This window comes from Streptomyces sp. NPDC004667, from assembly GCF_040609475.1.
In the GTDB taxonomy this organism is placed as follows: Bacteria; Actinomycetota; Actinomycetes; order Streptomycetales; family Streptomycetaceae; genus Streptomyces.
This window is the reverse complement of the sequence record NZ_JBEXKC010000080.1, coordinates 15,557-34,106: the sequence shown is the minus strand read 5'-3', so window position 1 is coordinate 34,106 and position 18,550 is coordinate 15,557. Positions and strand designations below refer to the sequence as shown.

Sequence of the window (18,550 nt, the reverse complement as noted above, 5' to 3'; positions counted from 1 at the left end):
CGCGCGTGGGGGGGGGGGGGGGGGTTCGGGGGGGGGCTCGCCCGCGCCCCCCCCCCCCCCCGCCTGTGTGTCGGTGCCTCCTCCTACGCTGTGGTGGAACACGGCGACGCAGGGGGACGGGCAGTGCGGATCGAACGACACCGGGTGGACGGGGCCGCGGCGGACGCGACGCGGGAGGAGTTCGTCGACCGGATCGGCTCCATGACGCGCAGCATGTCGCGGGCCGGCCGGATGACCGTCTTCGACTGGCAGATGATCTCCGAGGAATTCCTCGACCGGCTCGGCGTCCTCTCGCTGACCGACCCCCGCCTGGGCACCCCGGAGGCCAGGGCCCTGCTCGCGGACGCGGCCGAAGCGGCCGCGGGCGCCGTCCGGTTCGCCGCGTACTACGCCTACGACTCCTTCCGCGTATCGCTCGACTACGTCGACTTCGGCATGGGCTACCACCGGGGCGGGGACGCCGACGACCGCGAGGACGTCAGCGCCGGGGACTGGCTCGACGCCTACTGCCTCGCCGTGCTCACGGACGGCACCCGGCGCGACGGCGAGGCCTTCCACTTCGCCCGGGACGCCTTCCGGGAGGCGGGGGCGGGCCGTCCCACCGCCGAACTCGCCGCCGGTTTCACCGCCGTCGTCTCCGGTGACCTCGGTGACGACGACCAGGACCACCCGCCGTCCCCGCAGGCGACGCTGGCCGCGCTCGACGCCGGCCTGGCCCGGATCGCCGCCCACGGCGCGCAGAGCGGACTGCCGCTGTCCGAGCACCCGGACACCCTCGCCCTGGGCGTGCTGCGCGCCCTGGCCGCGGGCGAGGAGGAGGCGTACGGGGACGGGCTCGCGGCACTGCTGCGCCGGCACGCCGAGACCTCCGGCCCCAAGGCCGGGCCCCGGAGCCTGCTGCCGCTGGTGCCGGTCGCCCTGGCCGCGCTCGGCCACCGCGACCACGGCTGGTGGCCGCCCGTCGACACCGACTACCTGCCGTACGCGCTGGTCACCGGCTTCGCGACGGCCGGCCCACGGGTCGGTGCCTTCGGCCGGGACCGGCGCCCGGACGCGGTCCTGCGGCTGCGGGAGGCCGGGGTGGTGGAGCTGGAGCGGCCCACCGGACCGCAGTCGACGTACGAGGGCTACGAGGCCGCCTGCGAGCGTTCCATCCGCGCGGCATACCTCCCGCAGGACGGCGGGCGGCCGGACGCGTGGGACCTGGCCGGGGCGCTGGAGGACCAGGAGAGGCTCTTCAGGATCCTCGCCTCGCGCGGGCCGGACGCCACGGACGAACAGGTGCGGGGGGTGCGGCGGGCCGCGCAGCTGGGTGCCGCGCTGTTCCGGGGGACGCTGGCCGAACCGGACACGGAGGTCGTCTCGACCGTCGACGGCCACACCGTCACCCACCTCGCGGACCGGGGCGACCGGGCCGGGCTCACCCAGTGGCTGGCCGCGACGCACTTCGCCCTTATCTCCGGGGCGGACGAGGACCTGGCCCCGCTCGTTGCGGCGGGCCCGCCGCGGCTCGGGTCGGGCAGTCCCGCCTACGCCGGGTACTGCGAGGCGCTGCACGCGCACCTGAGCGGCGGGGACGCGCGCCCGGCGGCGGAGCGGGCCGTGGCCGCGTACGCGAAGGAGAAGCCGACGGGTTTCCTGCCGCCGCCGTCCGTGCTGCTGTCCCAGCTGGTCGAGGGGGACGAGGAGAGCTTCGGGCTGGCGCTGCTCGACGCCCTGGAGGCCCACCGCGACCACCACGCGGTCGCCGACCGGGCCGGGGACTGCGACGCCGTGCTCGACCTCGGCGTGCTGGCCCTGGCCTGCCTCGCCCGGCGCCGCGGCCGGCGGGTCCCGGTGGTCTCGCCCTACCTGCCGCCGCGGCTGCTGGCCGAGGCCGCCGGGCCCGTCGGCGTGAGCTGAGGGGCCCGGCGGGGCTGCGGGGCGCCCGTCCGGCAGTGGGGCGGGCGGGTCAGCCGCCCGAGGTGAAGGCCTCGTAGGCGTCGCAGACCTCCTTGGAGGGGCCGTCCATGCGCAGGACGCCCGATTCCAGCCAGATCGCGCGGTCACAGGTCTCGCGGACCGTTCCGATGCCGTGGCTGACGAGGAAGACGGTGCCCGCGTGGGCGCGCAGTTCCTCGATGCGGGCCTGGCTGCGGCGCTGGAAGGCGGCGTCGCCGGTGGCCAGGGCTTCGTCGATCATCAGGACGTCGTGGTCCTTGGCGGCGGCGATGGAGAACCGCAGCCGGGCGCCCATGCCGGAGGAGTAGGTGCGCATGGGCAGGGAGATGAAGTCGCCCTTCTCGTTGATGCCGGAGAAGTCGACGATGTCCTGGTAGCGCTCGCGGATCTGCCGGCGGGTCATGCCCATCGCGAGTCCGCCGAGGACCACGTTGCGCTCGCCGGTGAGGTCGTTCATCAGGGCCGCGTTCACGCCGAGCAGCGAGGGCTGGCCGTGCGAGTAGACCGCCCCGGACGCCACGGGCTGGAGTCCGGCGATGGCCTTGAGCAGGGTGGACTTGCCGGAGCCGTTGGAGCCGATGAGGCCGATCGCCTCGCCCTTGTAGGCGGTGAAGCTGACGCCCTTGACGGCGTGCACCTCACGGACGCCGGGGGCCGGCCCGCGGGAGAAGATCCGGCTGAGGGCGGCGGTGGCGCCGCCCTTGCGGGTGCCGGCGCCGTGCACCTTGTAGATGACGTGGACCTCGTCGGCGATCACGGTCGGGACGCGGGTGTCGGGCGCCGTGCGGTCGGTGGGCGTCGTGCTGCGGGTCAGGGTGTCAGCCACGGCCGTACTCCTCCTCTGCCTTCCAGAAGTAGACGAACCCGCCGACGCCGGCGAGCAGGGCCCAGCCGATGGCGATCGGCCAGACGTGGTGGGGCAGTGAGGCGGCCTTGAAGCTGTCGATCAGCGCGAAGCGCATGAGGTCGATGTATACGGCCGCCGGGTTGGTCTTGAGCAGCAGGGTGATCCAGTGCGGCAGGTGGTCCGTCTTCAGGACGGAGTCGATGGACCACATCACGCCGGAGGAGTACATCCAGGTGCGCAGGACGAACGGCATCAGCTGGCTGACGTCCGGGTTCTTGCTGCCGATGCGGGCCATGACCAGGGCGCAGCCCGCGCAGAAGACGGCCATCAGGAAGAGCGCCGGGAGGGCGATCAGCCAGGCCGGGCCGGGGGTCTGGCCGAAGGCCAGGAGCAGGACGACCAGGGCTCCCATGGTGACGAGCAGCTGCTGGAAGAGCTGCACGACGGAGGAGATGGGCAGGCTGGCGCGGGGGAAGTGCAGGGCGCGGACCAGGCCGAGGTTGCCGTGGACGGCGCGGGTGCCGGCGTTGACGGAGCTGCCGATGAAGTCCCAGACGAAGACTCCGGTGATCAGGAACGGCACGTAGTCGGGCACGTGGTGGCTGGCGTTCATGACGACGCCGAAGATGAAGTAGTAGACGGCCGCGTTGAGCAGCGGGGTCATCAGGTGCCAGACCTGGCCGAGCCTGGCCGTGCTGTACGTGGCCTGCATGCGGGCACTGGCGTACGCCGTCACGAAGTGGCGGCGGCCCCAGAGCTCGGCCAGGTAGCGGGGCAGGGAGGGGCGGGCGCCGCTGACGGTCAGGCCGTGGGCTGCCGCCAGCTCTGCGGGGCTCTGCGGTGCGGTAACGCTGGTCACGGTCACGGGGAGTCGCTTTCGACGGGGGCGGGCGTCGCTGGCGGGGTGCCTCCGAGGGGAGACTGGGGACGGGACGGGTCCGTATCGTCGCTACGTGGAGCGTAGGGCTCCGGACGTCGGAACGCAACCGTATCGTCGTGACGTGCGCGCAGCTATGCTCTGTGCATGACCACCGAGCCCGCCCCCGCCACCGCCCGCCGCGCCCCCGCCGGGGCCGCCGTCCTGCGCGAGGACGTGACCGAGGCGATCCGGGCCGCGGTCGTCGAGGAACTCGCGGCGGTCGGCTTCGCCCGGATGTCCATCGAGGGCATCGCCCGGCGCGCCGGGGTCGGCAAGACCGCCGTGTACCGGCGCTGGAAGTCCAAGCTCCACCTGGTGCTCGACCTGGTCGGCGCCTTCGCCGCCGACGGGCTGCCGGTGCCCGCCACCGGGTCCCTCTACGGGGACCTGCGGGCCCTGCTGGAGGTCATGTCCCACGTGCTGCGCCACCCCGTGGCCTCGGCCGTCATCCCCGACCTGCTCGTGGAGGCCGCCCGCAACCCGGAGATCGCCGACGCGGTGCGCGGGGCCCTCCTCGACGGCCAGCGCAGGCTCGCCGAGGGGATCGTCGCCGAGGCCGTCGAGCGCGGGGAACTGCCCGCGACGGCCTGCCCGGAGCGGGCGCTGGACCTGGCGATCGGGCCGCTGTACTGGCGGCAGGTGGTCGTGCGCGACGCCGTTCCGGCCGGCTATCTCGACGACCTGGCGCGCGCGGTCGTGGCGGGGCTGCGGGCCGGCTAGAGCGCCCGCCGGCCGCCGTGCCGGCATTGCGACCGGCCGCGTCAGAACGCGCAGCGGTGCGCCGGCGTCGGTTCCGGCGCCGGGGACGGGGCCGGTGGGGCGGGGCGGCGGTCCTCCGGCGGGGTGAACGCCGGGAGCGGCGCCGACTGGCCCAGGAACACCCGGCGGACCACCCGTTCCGCCGCGTGCCCGTCGTCGAAGGAGCAGAACCGCGACCTGAACGCGGAGCGCAGCTGGGCCGAGCGCGACCCCTGCCAGTGGCCGGTGGCGAAGATGTCCACGAGCTCGTCCTCGGTGCGCGCGATCGCCCCCGGCGGGCAGGTCCGCAGGTCGAAGTAGGTGCCGCGGGCGGCCTCGTACGCCTCCCGGTCGTCCGCGTGGATCACGATCGGCCGGTCCAGTACCGCGTAGTCGAACATCAGGGACGAGTAGTCCGTGACCAGCGCGTCCGAGGCCAGGCAGAGCTCCTCCACCGACGGGTGCGCCGAGACGTCGATCAGCCGGGGGTGCGGGTCCCACGCCCGGTCCGTGCCCGCGTACGTCAGGTGCGTACGGGCCAGCAGCGTGAAGCGCGGGCCCAGGTCGCGCAGGACCCGCTCGAAGTCCAGGTGCTCGGGCCGGCTGCGGCGGTAGTCGCGGTGCGTCGGGGCGTAGAGGACCGCCGTGGAACCCGGCGGGACGCCCAGGCGTTCGCGCAGCTCCAGCACGTCGGCCCGGGTTGCCCGGTGGAAGGTGTCGTTGCGCGGATAGCCGTATTCGAGGGTGGTGTACGAGGACGGCACCGCCCGCTCCCAGACCAGGGTGGAGTGCCGGTTCGAGGAGAGCAGGTAGTCCCACTGGTCGGCGCCGCGCAGCAGGCCGGCGAAGTCCGGGGTCGGGGTCGCCGCCGGACGGTCCTGGAGGTCGAGGCCGACCCGTTTGAGCGGGGTGCCGTGCTGGGTCTGCACCAGGATCTGGCCCGGGCGCTTGACCAGGGCGCGGTCGAAGTTGACGTTCGTGGTGAGGTACGTCGCCCGGGCCAGGGCGCTCCAGTACGCGGCCGAGCCCGGCCGCAGCGGGGTGGTCCCGGGCGGCAGCGTCGGGGTGTGCCGGGGGTCGCAGATCCACGCCGTGCGCATCCGCGGGGCCAGTTCCCGCAGCTTCGCCTCGATCGCCGCCGGGTTGCAGGCGTAGCCGCCGTGCCAGTACGCGGAGAACACCGCCAGTTCCGGGCGCAGCGGCAGCAGGCGCTGGACCCGGTAGTGCAGGCGCAGACCGGACTCGCGCAGCCCCGGCCCCGGCGCGGCCGCCGCCCGGCCCGCCGCCAGGGACGCCGAGCGCAGCACGGACAGCAGCCGGTAGGCGCGCCGCAGGCCCAGCCGCATCAGGGCGTGCCGCAGCCGGTCCGTGCGGGACAGGGGCAGGGACGGCGGCAGGGAGCCGGAGTCCGCGCCGGGGGCCCGGTGGCGGCGCAGCAGGGCCGAGGCCCGCGCGAAGAACTCGGGGCGGGCGTCGCGCGGCAGGCGGCGGGGGTCGGCGTACACGGAGCAGAAGTGCTCGGCCATCCGCCGGTGCACGGCCGGCCGCCAGCGCTCCAGCTCCGGGCGGCCGGCGAGGTAGCCGAAGACCCGCTCGTACTGGTCGAAGACGTCGAGGTGGCGGCGGGTGGAGGTGGTCAGGATCGAGCCGGTTCGGCGCTGGCGGTAGTGGACGCAGACCCGGTCGAGGACGGCCACGGACTCGGCGGCCAGCAGTGCCGGACAGGTCCAGGGGGTGTCCTCGTAGAAGCCGGGCGGGAACGAGAGGCCCTCGCGCTCCACGTACTCGCGGCGGTACGCCTTGTTCCACACCACCATCGGCATGCCGAGGAGGGAGGGGCGGTCGGCGAGGCGGAAGCCGGCCGGACCCTCCTCGCGCAGGTGGTGCGCGAGCCGGTTGCGGACCAGTTCCCCGGTCCAGAAGGAGCGGGCGTGGTCGTAGACCAGGACGTCGGGGGAGCCCGTGGCCCCCAGCCGGTCGGTGACGGCCTGGAGGGCGCCGGGGGCCAGGGTGTCGTCGCCGTCGAGGAAGAGGACGTAGTCGCCGCCCGCGCGGGCCAGACCCGCGTTGCGGGCCGGGCCCGGGCCGAGGTTGTGCGCCAGGTGCACGGCGGTGACCCGGGGGTCGCGCGCCGCGAACTCGTCGATGATCGCGCCGCAGGCGTCCGGGGAGGCGTCGTCGACCGCGATCAGCTCCAGATCCGGGTACGACTGGGACAGGACCGACTCCAGGCACTCCTGGAGGTACGCCTGAACCTTGTACGCGGGCACGATGACGCTGAACCGGGGCACGGCACATCCATGGGTCGGCGCGGGCATGTCCCCCGGCAACCGCGCGCGCGGCGTTCGGGTTACGCAGCGTGCGGCAATCGGGTTACCCGGTGTCAACGCCCCACGTCAGCGCCGTGATCACGCGCTACTTGACGGCTCCGGCCATCACCCCCGTCACGAACTGCCGCTGGAACGCGAAGAACACGACGAGCGGCACCACCATCGACAGGAAGGCCCCGGGGGCCAGGACGTCGATGTTGTTCCCGAACTGCCGCACCTGCTGCTGGAGCGCCACCGTGACGGGCGGGTGCGCCGAGTCGGCGAACACCAGCGCCACCAGCATGTCGTTCCACACCCACAGGAACTGGAAGATGCCGAGCGAGGCGATCGCCGGACCGCCCAGCGGGAGCACCACCTTGGCGAACAGCCGCAGTTCGCCCGCTCCGTCCAGGCGCGCCGCCTCCAGCAGCTCGCGCGGGATCTCCGCGAAGAAGTTGCGCAGCAGGAAGATCGCGAAGGGCAGGCCGAAGGCGGTGTGGAAGAGGACCACCCCCGCCGTGGTCTCGAACAGGCCGATGGCCCCGAAGAGTTCGGACACCGGGATCAGCGCCACCTGTACGGGGACCACCAGCAGCCCCACCACGACGAGGAAGAGCCAGTCCCGGCCCGGGAACTCCAGCCAGGCGAAGGCGTATCCGGCGAGCGAGCCCAGCACGAGCACGAGCAGGGTCGCGGGAACGGCGATCGCCACCGTGCTCAGCAGCGAGCCGGTGATGGTGTCGTTCGTCAGCAGCCGGGCGTAGTTCGCCGCCGTCAGCTTCGAGGGCGCGGTCAGGGCCTGCCACCAGCCGCCCGTGTTCAGGTCGGTGGGGGACAGGAACGAGGAGATCAGCAGCCCGAGGGTGGGCAGCAGCCAGAAGAGCGCGGCCAGGACGAGGAAGACGCGGACGGCGCCGGACGCGGCGCGGGCCGCGAGCCGGCCGACGACGGCGGGCGTGCTCATCGGGACCCCTCCTTCCGCAGCCTGCGGATGTTCAGCAGCATCACCGGTACCACCAGAACCAGCAGCAGCACCGCGATGGCACTGCCCAGCCCCTGGTCGGCGTCCGTCCCGAACGACGTCCGGTACAGCTGCAGCGCCAGCACGTTCGCGTCGTCCTGGACCGCACCCGGAGCGATCACGAAGACCAGGTCGAAGATCTTCATGACGTTGATGACGAGGGTCACCAGCACCACCGCCAGCACCGGCGCGAGCAGCGGCACGGTGATCCGCCGGAACACCTGCCACTCGTTCGCCCCGTCCACCCGGGCCGCCTCCAGCAGCTCCCGCGGTACGGCCGCCAGCCCGGCCCCGATCAGCACCATCGCGAACCCGGCCCACATCCACACGTACGCCCCGATCACCGCCGGGGTCACCAGCGCCGGCCCGAGCCACTCCACCCCCGCGTACGCCTCCCGGAAGTTGGAGCCCGGCAGCCGCAGCAGTGCCCCGTCCGCCGCCGCCGGCAGGACGAAGGTGCCGTCCGCGCGGGCCGTCGCCGAAGCCACCACCCGCCCGTCGCGCACCGCCTCCACGCGCATCCCGGAGAAGCCCCGCTCGGTCGGGTCGACCGCGTTCGTCCGGCCGCCCCCGCCCCGGGTGAAGTCCTGCCAGACGGTGCCGGTGACCTTCCCCGGCTCCGCGGGCGCCGCCGCGGCCGTACGGGTCCCCGCGGGCAGGGCCTCCGGCGCCACCCCGACCAGCGGCAGCAGCACCGGAACGCCCGCCCGTACGGGGGCCCGCGTCACGAAGGCGCCCCCGCCGGCGGGCTCCAGCGGGGAGTCCCGGCCCGGCCGGGCCTTGGGGAAGGCCGAGGACGGGGCGAAGGTGTCGTGCACCCCGACCCACACCGCGTTGGCCACGCCCCGGTGGGGGTCGTGGTCGTAGACGAGCCGGAAGATGATGCCCGCCGCCAGCATCGAGATCGCCATCGGCATGAAGACCAGCAGCTTGAACGCCGTCCCCCAGCGCACCCGTTCGGTCAGCACCGCGAAGACCAGGCCGAGCGCGGTGGCCACCGCCGGCGCCAGCACCACCCACAGCGCCGTGTTGCGCAGTGCCGTGCGGATGGTGGGGTCGCTCAGGATCTCCCGGTAGTTGCCCGCGCCGACGAACACGTCCCCGGAGCGGTCGAAGAGGCTGCGGTAGAGGGAGTACCCGATGGGCTGCACGACGAGCGCGCCCAGCAGCACCAGCGCCGGCAGGAGGAACGCCGCCGCGATCAGCCGCCGCCGACGGGCCGCGGACCGTCCGGGCGGCGTCCGGGCGTCGGGCGGCCCCTCGCCGGTCGTGGCCGTCACCGGATCAGTTCCCGTAGGCCTTGGCCGCGTCCGCCTCCAGTTTCGCCTGGGTGCCCGCCACGTCCGACGGGTTCGCCAGGAAGTCCTGGAGCGCCTTCCACTCCCCGGCACCCGGCGTCCCGCCGAACGCCGCCGGAGCCTGGTCCGACATGTCGAAGCGGAAGTCGTCGCCCGACGCGACCAGCGCCTTCGCGATGTCCCGCTGGATCGGATTCGGGTAGGCGCTCGGATTCACGGCCTTGTTCGGGGAGACGAAACCGCCCTCGCGGGCCTGGATCTCCGCCGCGTCGGCCGAGGCCAGGAACGTCAGCAGCGCCTGCGCGCCCTTCGACGGTTTCAGCGCCACCGCCACGTCACCGCCCGACACCACCGGTGCCTTCGCGCCCACCGCCGGGAACGGGAACACCTTGGCGCCCTCGCCCACCTTCTCCCCGGTCTGCGCGATGTTCACCGCCACGAAGTCGCCCTCGAAGACCATCGCCGCCGCGGGCCGGTCGCCCCCGGTGAAGGTCTGCGTCACCGACTTCGGGAACTCCGTCGCCAGCGCCCCGCTCGTGCCGCCCGCCAGGAAGTCCTTGCGGCCGAACAGCTCCCCGAGCGTGGTCAGCGCCTGCTTGACGCTGTCGTCCGTCCACTTCAGCTCGTGCCGCGCCAGCTTGTCGTACTTCTCCGGACCGGCCTGCGACAGGTAGACGTTCTCGAACCAGTCCGTCAGGGTCCAGCCGTCCGCGCCCGCCACCGAGACCGCCGGGATGCCGGAGGCGGACAGCGTGTCCGCAGCCGCGATCAGCTCCTTCCAGGTCTTGGGGGGCGCGACGCCCGCCGCCTCGAAGGCCTTCGCGTTGTACCAGACCAGCGACTTGTTGGCCGCCTTGTAGTACACCCCGTACTGGGTGCCGTCGACCGCGCCCAGCTTCTTCCAGCCCGGCGAGTAGTTCGCGTCCAGCTGCGCCGCGGCCTCCGGGCCCACCGGCTGCGCCCACTTGTTCCGGACCGCCGACACCAGCGCCCCGACCTGCGGGAGCAGCGCCACGTCCGGCGGCTGACCGCCCGCGATCTTGGTGCCGAGGAAGGTGACGATCGGGTCCTGGGCCGGTACGAAGGTCACCTTCGCACCCGTGCGCTTCTCGAACTCCTTGAGCACCTTGGTGAAGTTCGCCTGCTCCGGCCCCGTCCAGACCGCGGCGACCTCCAGCTTCTCGCCGTCCAGTTTCGGTAACTGCACCCGCGGCGCCGCCGTCGCGCCCGCACCGGGCTCCTCGGGCCCCGGCTGCGGACCGTCCCCGCACGCCGAGAGCGCGAGCACCCCCGCGGCCGCCAGGGCCGCCCACCCGATCGTCGTCCGGCTCGTTCCGTGCTTGCGCATGGCTGTGCCCCCGATGCCCGTGTGTGTCCCGGACCACAAGGTCTACGCCGACCCGCGCGGCCCCGCAATACCGCGTGAGGGGGCAGTGGAGGGGCCGTGGAGGGGTCGCCGATGGGTCTGCGCGGGGGAGGAGGGGGACCTCAGGGGGCGGGCGGGAACAGCACCGGCGTCGCCGACACCAGGTGGGAGGCCCGGTCGAGGGCACTCGCCAGCAGCGCCAGGTCCGTCGGGCCGTTGCCCAGCTCGCGCACCGGGCGGCGGGCCGGCGGATCACCCATCCGGTCCCACTCCACCGGTACCACCGTCGGCCGCAGCGTCGCCGTGCGCGGGATCCGGCCCGTCACCCGGCCCGCCTGGAACGGCACCGCCCGCCCGTCCGCGTACCGCAGCACGCCGCGGCCCGGACCCGGCCGGTCCGGGGCGTCCAGCTCGACCCGCAGCGTGGAGCGCCGGGCCAGCTCGGTGTCGGCCGTACGGTCCGGGCGGGCGCTCGTCGCTATGAGGTGCACCCCGAGGCGGGTGCCCTCCCGGGCCACCGCCTCCAGCGCCCGCACCACCGAACCGGCGGCCGGCCGGCCCGTGCTGCCCAGCGCGGGCGCGACCAGCGCGTCGAAGTCGTCCACCAGCACCACCAGCCGGGGCAGCGGACTCGGCCCCGCCGCCGGCTCGGTGCGCGGCGCGGAGGCCCGCAGCCGCAGGGTGCCGCTGCGCTGCGGATCGAGGTCACCGCGCAGCTCGCCCGGCGTGGGCTGACGGGGCGCGACCATCCGGCCGCCCGCCTCCCGGCCCGCGTGCCACTGCGCGAACGCCGTCCCGTCCAGCAGCTCGTGGCGGCGCTTGAGCTCGGCACCGAGGGCCTGCGCGAACTCCCGCATGCGCAGCGGGTCCGAGGCCACCAGGTGGGCCGACACGTGCGGGAGTTCCATGCAGGGCGCGAGGCCGTCGCCGCGCTCCCCGCCGGCGCCGTCCAGCAGGACCAGGCCCAGGTGGTCGGGGCGGGCCGCCGCCGACAGGGAGGCCGCCAGCGAACGCAGCAGCTCCGTCCGGCCGCTGCCGGCGGGCCCCTCCACCAGCAGGTGCGGGCCGTCGTGGACCAGCTCGGCACCGACCGGCCCGCGCCGGCCCGCGCCGAGGACGATCTCCGCCCGGCCGCCGACGCCCTGGCCCTGGTCGGTGGCGGCCGCCCAGCGGGCCATCAGGGAGGCCGGGGTGGCCCGGGCAAGACCGAGCTCGTCGAGGAGCCGCGCGGCCGCCGGGAGGCTCGCGGCCGCCGGACGGTACCCGGCGCCCTGCGCGGGCGCCGCGTCCGCGCGCAGCGGCGCCAGCGCCCGGGCGAACCGCTCCGCCCAGGCGGCGGAGACCCCGTCCGCGACCGCCGTCTCCCCGGGGCCGGCCGGCCGGCCGCCCGTGACGGGGAAGCTGCGCACCGCCGTGGCCACGTCGCCGCTCAGCAGGGCGGCCCGGCCGCAGTGCCGGAACGCCGGGGAGCTGGCGCAGGCCGCCTCGTACGTCGCGGCCACGGGGGAGGCGGGCGTCGCCGCCGGGGCCTGCGCGAGGACCAGGACGTGGATGCCGGCCGCCGGCCCGTGCGAGGCCAGCCGGCCCGTCACCTCGCGCAGGTGGCCCGCGCCCGGATCGCCGTCCACGACCACCAGCGTGCGGGGTCCCTCGTAGGCGTGCGCGGCCCGGCGCAGCGCCTCCTCGTCGGCGGCCGCCCAGTTGGTGCCGAGCGCGCTGTCGTCCAGCCGCCGGGTCAGCTCCCCGGTCCGCGCGACCGCCTGGTCCCGGTCGTACGCGAGCAGCAGCCGGCAGTCCTGGCCGTGCGCCGGCCGTACGTGGGGCAGCCAGCCCAGCCAGCCCCAGTCGCGGCGCCGCTCCTGCACGGGGTACGCGCGGTCCGCCGCCAGCAGGACGATCTCCAGCCGCGCGGGCGCGTGCAGCCCGGCCAGCTGGGCGATCACGGACCGGGCGACGCCGGTCAGCCGGTCCCGCGGTCCCGCGATCCCGAGCGAGCCGCACTCGCGCAGCGAGACCCGGCTGCCCGCGCCGAGCCCCGCCTCCAGGAACCGCAGGTTTCCGGCCCCGCGCGACCACAGCCGCCGCGTCGGCCCGAGGGCGGCCAGCAACAGCGCCGCCGGGTCGTCGGCGTCAGGTGCCGCGGTCCTGGCCGGCGCGTCCGGTTCCGCCTCCGCCGCCTGCTCGGGCTCCTCCCCGCGCACCCATCTGCGCGCCCAGGCCCCGAGCCCCCGGCGCCTGGCCGCGCCGGGCGTCCCGGGCCGCTCCTCGGAGCCGGGGGTTCCCGGGAGGGGGGCGCCGGAGTGCCGGTCCTGCCCCGCGCCGGTGTCGGTGCCGGTGTCGGGGGCGTCCGGTGACGCCGGGCGGGCCGTGGCGGGGTGCGCCGCGCCGGGCGTGCCGGGGCGGGGGGTGCCGGGGCGCAGCCCCAGGGCGGGGTCGGGGCCGGGGCCGCCGGGCGCGGTGGGCTCCGTACCGCCGGAGGGGCCCGGGGCGGGGAGGGAGAGGTGGCCCTCCAGGTCCGGGACCACCGCCAGGGGCCGGGCGTCCCCGGCGCCGGAGGCCAGCCGCAGCGTGGACTCGCCGATGCGCAGCAGGGCGCCCGGCGGCAGCGGTACCGTCCCCGCGCCCACGGGGGCGCCGTCGAGGGTGGTGCCGTTCGTCGAGCCGAGGTCGGCCACGGTCACCCGGCCGTCCGCCCGTACGGTCACCGCGCAGTGCAGCCGCGACACGTCCGGGTCGTCCAACGGTACGTCCGCGTCCGCCGAGCGTCCGATCCGGACCGCCCCGGGGTGCAGCAGGTGGACCCCGCCCGCGTCGGGTCCGGCCACCACGTGCAGCTGCGGGGCCGTGTGTCCGTCGTCGGCCAGCGCGTCACCGTCGGACGCGGGGGTGTGCAGCGTCAGCACCGCCCCGTCGACCAGCGGCGGCTCGCCGAGGACGGTCCGCTGGAGGTCGAGCCGGCGCGCTCCGGCGTACAGCACCACGGTGCCGCCGGTGTCGGGCCCGCCCACGGTCGCCGCGAGCCCGGAGGCGACCGCGGCCAGCGCGGTCCCGGCGGGCGCGGTGACGAGGACGTCACAGCCGGCCGCCGCGGCGGCGGCCTGGTGGCCGCTGCGCGGCCCAAGGACGGTCAACCGGATCTGCATCGCCGTCAGCGGTCCCTTCTGCGCGGAGCGCAGTGCGCGGTGCGTGCGTCCGGCAGGGGAACGGCGGGGCATGCCTGCCCGGTCACCCCCCGCCCGGCACGGACGCGTCGTCCGGTCAGGTCTGCCGGAAGGCAGGGCTCCCGTCCCGGCCGTTCCGTACGGGTGCATCCTCGCACCTGTCGCGTTCGACACGCCCGGCACCCGCCCACAATTGATCTTGATCGGTCACGGGTCGGTCGGCCCGCCGTACGAATACGGACAGGGAGCTGCTCAAAATCGCCTCCGGCATACCCCGCATATCTCACTCTTCGTACATATGTGCGGCAACCAACCTCCGTCGGCCCGCGTCTTCCCCGGGGACACCCCCTAGAGTTGGGCCGGAAACCCACACAGCGGAATCAGCCGGAAACACCCCGGGAAAGACCCGACCACACGACAGCAGGGGAGCGCGAGACGTGCGGCCAGTCGGCAGCAAGTACCTGCTCGAAGAGCCGCTCGGACGCGGCGCGACGGGCACCGTCTGGCGAGCCCGCCAGCGGGAGACCGCCGGCGCGGAAGCGGCCGTCGCCGGACAGCCCGGCGAGACCGTGGCCATCAAGGTCCTCAAGGAGGAGCTGGCCCAGGACGCGGACATCGTCATGCGCTTCCTGCGCGAGCGTTCCGTCCTGCTGCGCCTGACCCACCCCAACATCGTCCGCACCCGCGACCTCGTCGTCGAGGGGGACCTGCTGGCCCTGGTCATGGACCTGATCGACGGCCCGGACCTGCACAAGTACATCCGCGACAACGGCCCCTTCAGCCCGGTCGCCGCGTGCCTGCTGACCGCGCAGATCGCCGACGCGCTCGCCGCCAGCCACGCCGACGGCGTCGTCCACCGCGACCTGAAGCCCGCCAACGTGCTGCTCGACGAGCGCGGTGGCCAGATGAAGCCGATGCTCACCGACTTCGGCATCGCGCGCCTGGCCGACTCCCCGGGCCTGACCCGCACCCACGAGTTCGTCGGCACCCCCGCCTACGTGGCGCCCGAGTCCGCCGAGGGCCGCCCGCAGACCTCCGCCGTCGACATCTACGGCGCCGGAATCCTCCTCTACGAGCTCGTCACCGGCCGCCCGCCCTTCGCCGGCGGCACCGCGCTCGAAGTGCTCCACCGCCACCTCAGCGAGGAGCCCCAGCGGCCCCCGAGCGTGCCCGAGCCGCTGTGGATCGTCATCGAGCGCTGCCTGCGCAAGGAGCCCGACGAGCGTCCCAGCGCCGAGAACCTGGCCCGCGGCCTGCGCGTGGTCGCCTCCGGCATCCGCGTGCACTCCTCGCCCGACGAGGTCGAGGCCGCGCTCGGCGTCGGCGCCCTGCTCGTGCCCGACCCCTCTCCGGCGCCCGTCCCCACCGTGCCCGGCGCCGCCGACCCGACGCAGGCGCTGCCCGCGGGGGCCGGGGCCGCCCAGCCGGGCGCGTACGACCCGAACGCCATGACCAGCGTGCTGCCGCCGATCGGCGGCGGTGACGCCACCACCGTGCTGCCCAGCACCGGCGCCCCGGGCGCGCCCGGCGGCGCCCCGGACCCGACCTCCGTCATGCCCCCCGTGCAGCGGCCCGACAGCCCGCACCCGTGGGAGTCGCAGATGCGGGCCGCCCGGGACCGCAACGAGCAGACGCAGATGCACTACCTCGACCCGAGCGAGGACCCGCTGCGCCGCCGCCCCCAGCGGCAGGCCCCGCCGCCCCCGCAGCACCAGCCCCGGCCGCCGCAGCAGCAGTACCCGCAGCAGCCGCCGCAGCAGCAGCCGCCCCAGTACCGCCCGGCGCCTTCGCCCCAGCAGTACCAGCAGCCGCAGCAGTATCAGCAGCCGCAGTACCAGCAGCCCCAGCAGCAGTACCAGCCCCAGCAGTACCAGCAGCCGCAGCAGCCCCAGTACCAGCCGCCGCAGCCGCCTGCGCAGCAGCAGCGGCCCCAGGCACAGGCCCGGCCGCAGGCGCCCCAGCAGCAGCGGCCCCCGCGCGAGCCCCGCGAACCGCGCGAGCCCCGCCGCCGCAGCGCCAACCCGGTCCGGATCCCCGGCCTCGGCTGCCTCAAGGGCTGCCTGGTCATGATCCTGCTGCTGTTCATCGGCGGCTGGCTGGTCTGGGAGCTCACCCCGCTCCAGGAATGGGTCGGCACCGGCAAGAACTGGTGGGACCAGGTGTGGAGCTGGGGCAGCGACGCCGTCGACTTCGTCACCTCGATCGGGGACTCGGTGAGCGGCGGCAGCGGCAGCGGCGGTGGCACGCCCTGACGTCGGCCTGACGTCGCCCTGACGTCGGCCGACGGGCCCTGAGACCCCGCCGAGGTCCCGCCGAAGGGCTCCCGTAGCGCCGACTTCGTGGATTTGTCGACATCCAGGACGTGATTTCGCCCGCAGAAGTGAAGGTCGCCGCGATCCGGAGCCTCCAACCCCCATTCGGCCGCGTAGCTTTGTCGCGTACTCCAGCCGCTGAGGGAGCAGTCGTGGCACGGAAGATCGGCAGCCGGTACACCGCGCACCAGATCCTGGGGCGCGGCAGCGCGGGCACGGTGTGGTTCGGCGAGGGGCCCGACGGGCCCGTCGCCATCAAACTGCTGCGCGAGGACCTCGCCTCCGACCAGGAACTGGTCGGACGCTTCGTCCAGGAGCGCAGCGCGCTGCTCGGGCTGGAGCACCCCCACGTCGTGTCCGTCCGCGACCTCGTCGTCGACGGCAACGACCTCGCCCTGGTCATGGACCTCGTCCGCGGCACGGACCTGCGCACGCGCCTCGACCGCGAGCGCCGGCTCGCCCCCGAGGCGGCCGTGGCCATCGTCGCCGACGTCGCCGACGCCCTCGCCGCCGCCCACGCGGCCGGGGTCGTCCACCGGGACGTCAAGCCGGAGAACGTCCTGCTCGACATGCAGGGCCCCCTCGGGCCGGGCGGCGCCCACCCCGCGCTGCTCACCGACTTCGGCGTGGCCAAGCTCATCGACTCCCCCCGGCGGGCCGCCGGGAGCCGGGCCACCGCGCCGACCACCCGGATCATCGGGACGCCGGACTACCTCGCGCCGGAGATAGTGGAAGGCCTGCCCCCGCGGGCGGCCGTCGACATATACGCCCTGGCCACCGTGCTGTACGAGCTGCTCGCCGGGTTCACCCCCTTCGGCGGGGGCCATCCGGGCGCGGTGCTGCGCCGGCACGTGACCGAGACCGTGGTGCCGCTGCCGGGGATCCCCGACGAGCTGTGGCAGCTCATGGTCCAGTGCCTGGCCAAGGCCCCCGCCTCGCGGCTGCGGGCCTCGGAGCTGTCCGTCCGGCTGCGGGAGCTGCTGCCGATGCTGGCCGGGATGCCGCCGCTGGACGTGGACGAGCCGGACGACGCCGAAGCGGAGCCGGAGCCCTCGGAGGAACCGGCGGCCGATCCCGTACGCCGGCGGGGCGTGGTGCCGCTGGTACCGGGTTCCGCGACGGACTCCAACCGGGACACCCACACCTCCATGCGCGTGCCGGCCCCCGACGAGCTGGCCGGCGGCGCCCTGGGCACCGCCCGCGTCCCGCGTCCGGCCGGCGGCCACCGTCCGGGCTCCGCCCGGCACCGGGCCGAGGTCGCGCGCAAGCGGCGGCTGGTGCTCTCGGCGTCGGCGCTGGCGCTGGCCGCCGCGGTGGGGGTGGGGAGCTGGCTCGCGGTGTCGGGCGGCGAGGACCCCGCGCCGCCGAAGCAGGACGGCAAGCACTCCGCCCCGGCACCCCGTTAGGGCCGTCCGACCCCCGCCGGGCCCCTTCCGGGGCCCGGCCGCCGTGCGGGCTACGCGGTGGTGAGCTCCGGGTGCCAGCGCCGGGCGACCTCGGGATGTGCGCGGACCCAGCCCTTGAGCTCGTTGCGCCCGTACTCCGCGTGCAGCGGGTTCGAGGCGTCCTGGGCGATGCCCGGCGCCCCGCGCAGGTAGTCCCCGGGGACGGTCTCCACGACCGCGTCCAGCCGGGGGTTGTAGAAGAACGGCACCGAGAACCGCTCCACCGCGCCCGGCGGGCTGACCACCCGGTGGTCGGTGGCCCGCAGGTACCCCTCGGTGGCGATCTCCAGCAGCTCGCCCAGGTTGACCACGAAGGCCCCCGGCAGTGGCGGGATGTCGACGTACGCGCCGTCCCGGACCACCTGGAGCCCGCCCACCGAGTCCTGCAGGAGCAGCGTCAGGAACCCGTAGTCCTTGTGCGCGCCCACCCCCTGGTCGGCGCCCGACGGCGCGGACCCGGGGTAGCGGATCAGCTTCGTGTGCAGGTGGGGGCGGTCCGCGAAGGCCGCGTCGAAGAAGTCGGCGGGGGCACCGATCGAGGCGAGCAGCTCCCGGAGCAGCCGGTGCGCCACCGCCGCCAGCCGCGTCTGCCAGTCCAGGACCACCTCCCGCAGCTCCGGCAGCGCCTCCGGCCACTGGTTGGGGCCCTCCAGCCACAGGTACGCCGGGTCGTCCGGCCCCAGCACCGGGGCCGGCCGCTCCGCGCCGACGTCGAGCTGGTCGCGCCAGTCGGAGGAGCCGCCCGTCAGCTCGTGCCCGATCCGGGTGTAGCCCCGGAAGTGCGGGGAGTTCAGGTTGCTCACCGCGAGCCGGTCCGCTTCCGGCAGCGCGAAGAACGCCCTGGTCAGCTCCAGGATCCGGGCGGTCTCGGACTCGCCTATGCCGTGCCCGGTCAGGTACAGGAAGCCGGTGTCCCGGGCGGCGGCGTGCAGCTGCTTCAGGAAGTCGGCCCGCTCGGCCGGGTCGTCCGCCCGGGAGAGGTCGATGACGGCGAGCGACGAGGAGGAGGAAGCGGAGGAGGGGAGCGTGGCGGAAGAAGAAGAGGAGGAGGGGTGCGCGGACGGCATGACGGCTCCGTTTCGGATGTCACGGGGTCCTGTGCCCCAGAGATGGCGGGGCAGCGGGTGGCAGCGCGCCGCCGGCAGGGATGGCGCCGGGGCGGCGGGGCCGCGTACAGGACCGAAGTCGGATCG

Annotated in this window: 12 protein-coding genes; 4 read left to right on the top strand and 8 right to left on the bottom strand. The window is 75.1% G+C overall.

Annotation, left to right across the window (positions count from 1 at the left end):
* Positions 1 to 123: 123 nt before the first annotated feature.
* Entirely contained in the window at positions 124 to 1,902 is a 1,779-nt protein-coding gene (locus tag ABZW32_RS31840; RefSeq protein WP_356222634.1) for an Imm49 family immunity protein, read from the top strand.
* 49 nt (positions 1,903 to 1,951) lie between these two features.
* Here the strand turns inward: ABZW32_RS31840 and ABZW32_RS31835 are convergent, their stop codons facing one another.
* Positions 1,952 to 2,767: an ABC transporter ATP-binding protein gene (locus ABZW32_RS31835; protein ID WP_356222631.1), complete on the bottom strand. Its 816-nt coding sequence runs from the start codon at positions 2,765 to 2,767 to the stop codon at positions 1,952 to 1,954.
* On the bottom strand, positions 2,760 to 3,653 hold the full coding sequence (locus tag ABZW32_RS31830; protein WP_356222628.1) for an ABC transporter permease: 894 nt from the start codon (positions 3,651 to 3,653) through the stop codon (positions 2,760 to 2,762). Before ABZW32_RS31830 ends, ABZW32_RS31835 begins: the two co-directional genes overlap by 8 nt.
* Positions 3,654 to 3,812: 159 nt before the next feature.
* Between ABZW32_RS31830 and ABZW32_RS31825 the strand changes: the two genes are divergently transcribed.
* Positions 3,813 to 4,427 carry a TetR/AcrR family transcriptional regulator gene (locus ABZW32_RS31825; protein WP_356222626.1) on the top strand — a complete coding sequence of 205 codons (615 nt, stop codon included), beginning with the start codon at positions 3,813 to 3,815 and terminating at the stop codon, positions 4,425 to 4,427.
* A 41-nt stretch (positions 4,428 to 4,468) separates the two neighbouring features.
* Here ABZW32_RS31825 and ABZW32_RS31820 read toward each other — a convergent pair whose 3' ends face one another.
* The 5 genes from ABZW32_RS31820 to ABZW32_RS31800 all read right to left on the bottom strand — a co-directional run bounded on the left by ABZW32_RS31820 (position 4,469) and on the right by ABZW32_RS31800 (position 13,582).
* Positions 4,469 to 6,763, bottom strand: a complete 2,295-nt coding sequence (locus ABZW32_RS31820) for a bifunctional glycosyltransferase family 2 protein/CDP-glycerol:glycerophosphate glycerophosphotransferase (protein ID WP_356222623.1) — start codon at positions 6,761 to 6,763, stop codon at positions 4,469 to 4,471.
* 97 nt (positions 6,764 to 6,860) lie between these two features.
* Complete coding sequence (locus ABZW32_RS31815) at positions 6,861 to 7,718, bottom strand: carbohydrate ABC transporter permease (RefSeq protein ID WP_356222620.1); 858 nt, start codon at positions 7,716 to 7,718, stop codon at positions 6,861 to 6,863.
* Positions 7,715 to 8,980 (bottom strand): sugar ABC transporter permease, encoded by a 1,266-nt coding sequence (locus tag ABZW32_RS31810; protein ID WP_356222640.1) that lies wholly within the window; start codon positions 8,978 to 8,980, stop codon positions 7,715 to 7,717. The genes ABZW32_RS31815 and ABZW32_RS31810 overlap by 4 nt, the downstream gene beginning before the upstream one ends.
* Positions 8,981 to 9,059: 79 nt before the next feature.
* On the bottom strand, positions 9,060 to 10,421 hold the full coding sequence (locus ABZW32_RS31805) for an ABC transporter substrate-binding protein (RefSeq protein ID WP_356222618.1): 1,362 nt from the start codon (positions 10,419 to 10,421) through the stop codon (positions 9,060 to 9,062).
* Positions 10,422 to 10,561: 140 nt separating this feature from the next.
* Positions 10,562 to 13,582 (bottom strand): FHA domain-containing protein, encoded by a 3,021-nt coding sequence (locus ABZW32_RS31800; protein ID WP_356222637.1) that lies wholly within the window; start codon positions 13,580 to 13,582, stop codon positions 10,562 to 10,564.
* A 455-nt stretch (positions 13,583 to 14,037) separates the two neighbouring features.
* On the opposite strand from ABZW32_RS31800, the gene ABZW32_RS31795 reads away from it, so the two are divergent.
* Together ABZW32_RS31795 and ABZW32_RS31790 are read left to right on the top strand one after the other, a co-directional pair.
* Positions 14,038 to 15,852: a serine/threonine-protein kinase gene (locus ABZW32_RS31795; RefSeq protein ID WP_356222616.1), complete on the top strand. Its 1,815-nt coding sequence runs from the start codon at positions 14,038 to 14,040 to the stop codon at positions 15,850 to 15,852.
* A 212-nt stretch (positions 15,853 to 16,064) separates the two neighbouring features.
* Positions 16,065 to 17,318, top strand: a complete 1,254-nt coding sequence (locus ABZW32_RS31790) for a serine/threonine-protein kinase (protein WP_356222613.1) — start codon at positions 16,065 to 16,067, stop codon at positions 17,316 to 17,318.
* Between the two features lie 50 nt (positions 17,319 to 17,368).
* Here ABZW32_RS31790 and ABZW32_RS31785 read toward each other — a convergent pair whose 3' ends face one another.
* A complete protein-coding gene (locus ABZW32_RS31785; RefSeq protein ID WP_356222611.1) occupies positions 17,369 to 18,424 on the bottom strand; it encodes a 2-oxoglutarate and iron-dependent oxygenase domain-containing protein in 1,056 nt (351 codons plus the stop codon).
* Positions 18,425 to 18,550: the final 126 nt, after the last annotated feature.

Excerpts from the sequence above, each read along its gene's own strand:
- ABZW32_RS31805 (WP_356222618.1), bottom strand. The coding sequence starts at position 10,421 with ATGCGCAAGCACGGAACGAGCCGGACGACGATCGGGTGGGCGGCCCTG.
- ABZW32_RS31785 (WP_356222611.1), bottom strand. The coding sequence starts at position 18,424 with ATGCCGTCCGCGCACCCCTCCTCCTCTTCTTCTTCCGCCACGCTCCCC.
- ABZW32_RS31825 (WP_356222626.1), top strand. The coding sequence starts at position 3,813 with ATGACCACCGAGCCCGCCCCCGCCACCGCCCGCCGCGCCCCCGCCGGG.
- ABZW32_RS31800 (WP_356222637.1), bottom strand. The coding sequence starts at position 13,582 with ATGCAGATCCGGTTGACCGTCCTTGGGCCGCGCAGCGGCCACCAGGCC.
- ABZW32_RS31815 (WP_356222620.1), bottom strand. The coding sequence starts at position 7,718 with ATGAGCACGCCCGCCGTCGTCGGCCGGCTCGCGGCCCGCGCCGCGTCC.
- ABZW32_RS31820 (WP_356222623.1), bottom strand. The coding sequence starts at position 6,763 with ATGCCCGCGCCGACCCATGGATGTGCCGTGCCCCGGTTCAGCGTCATC.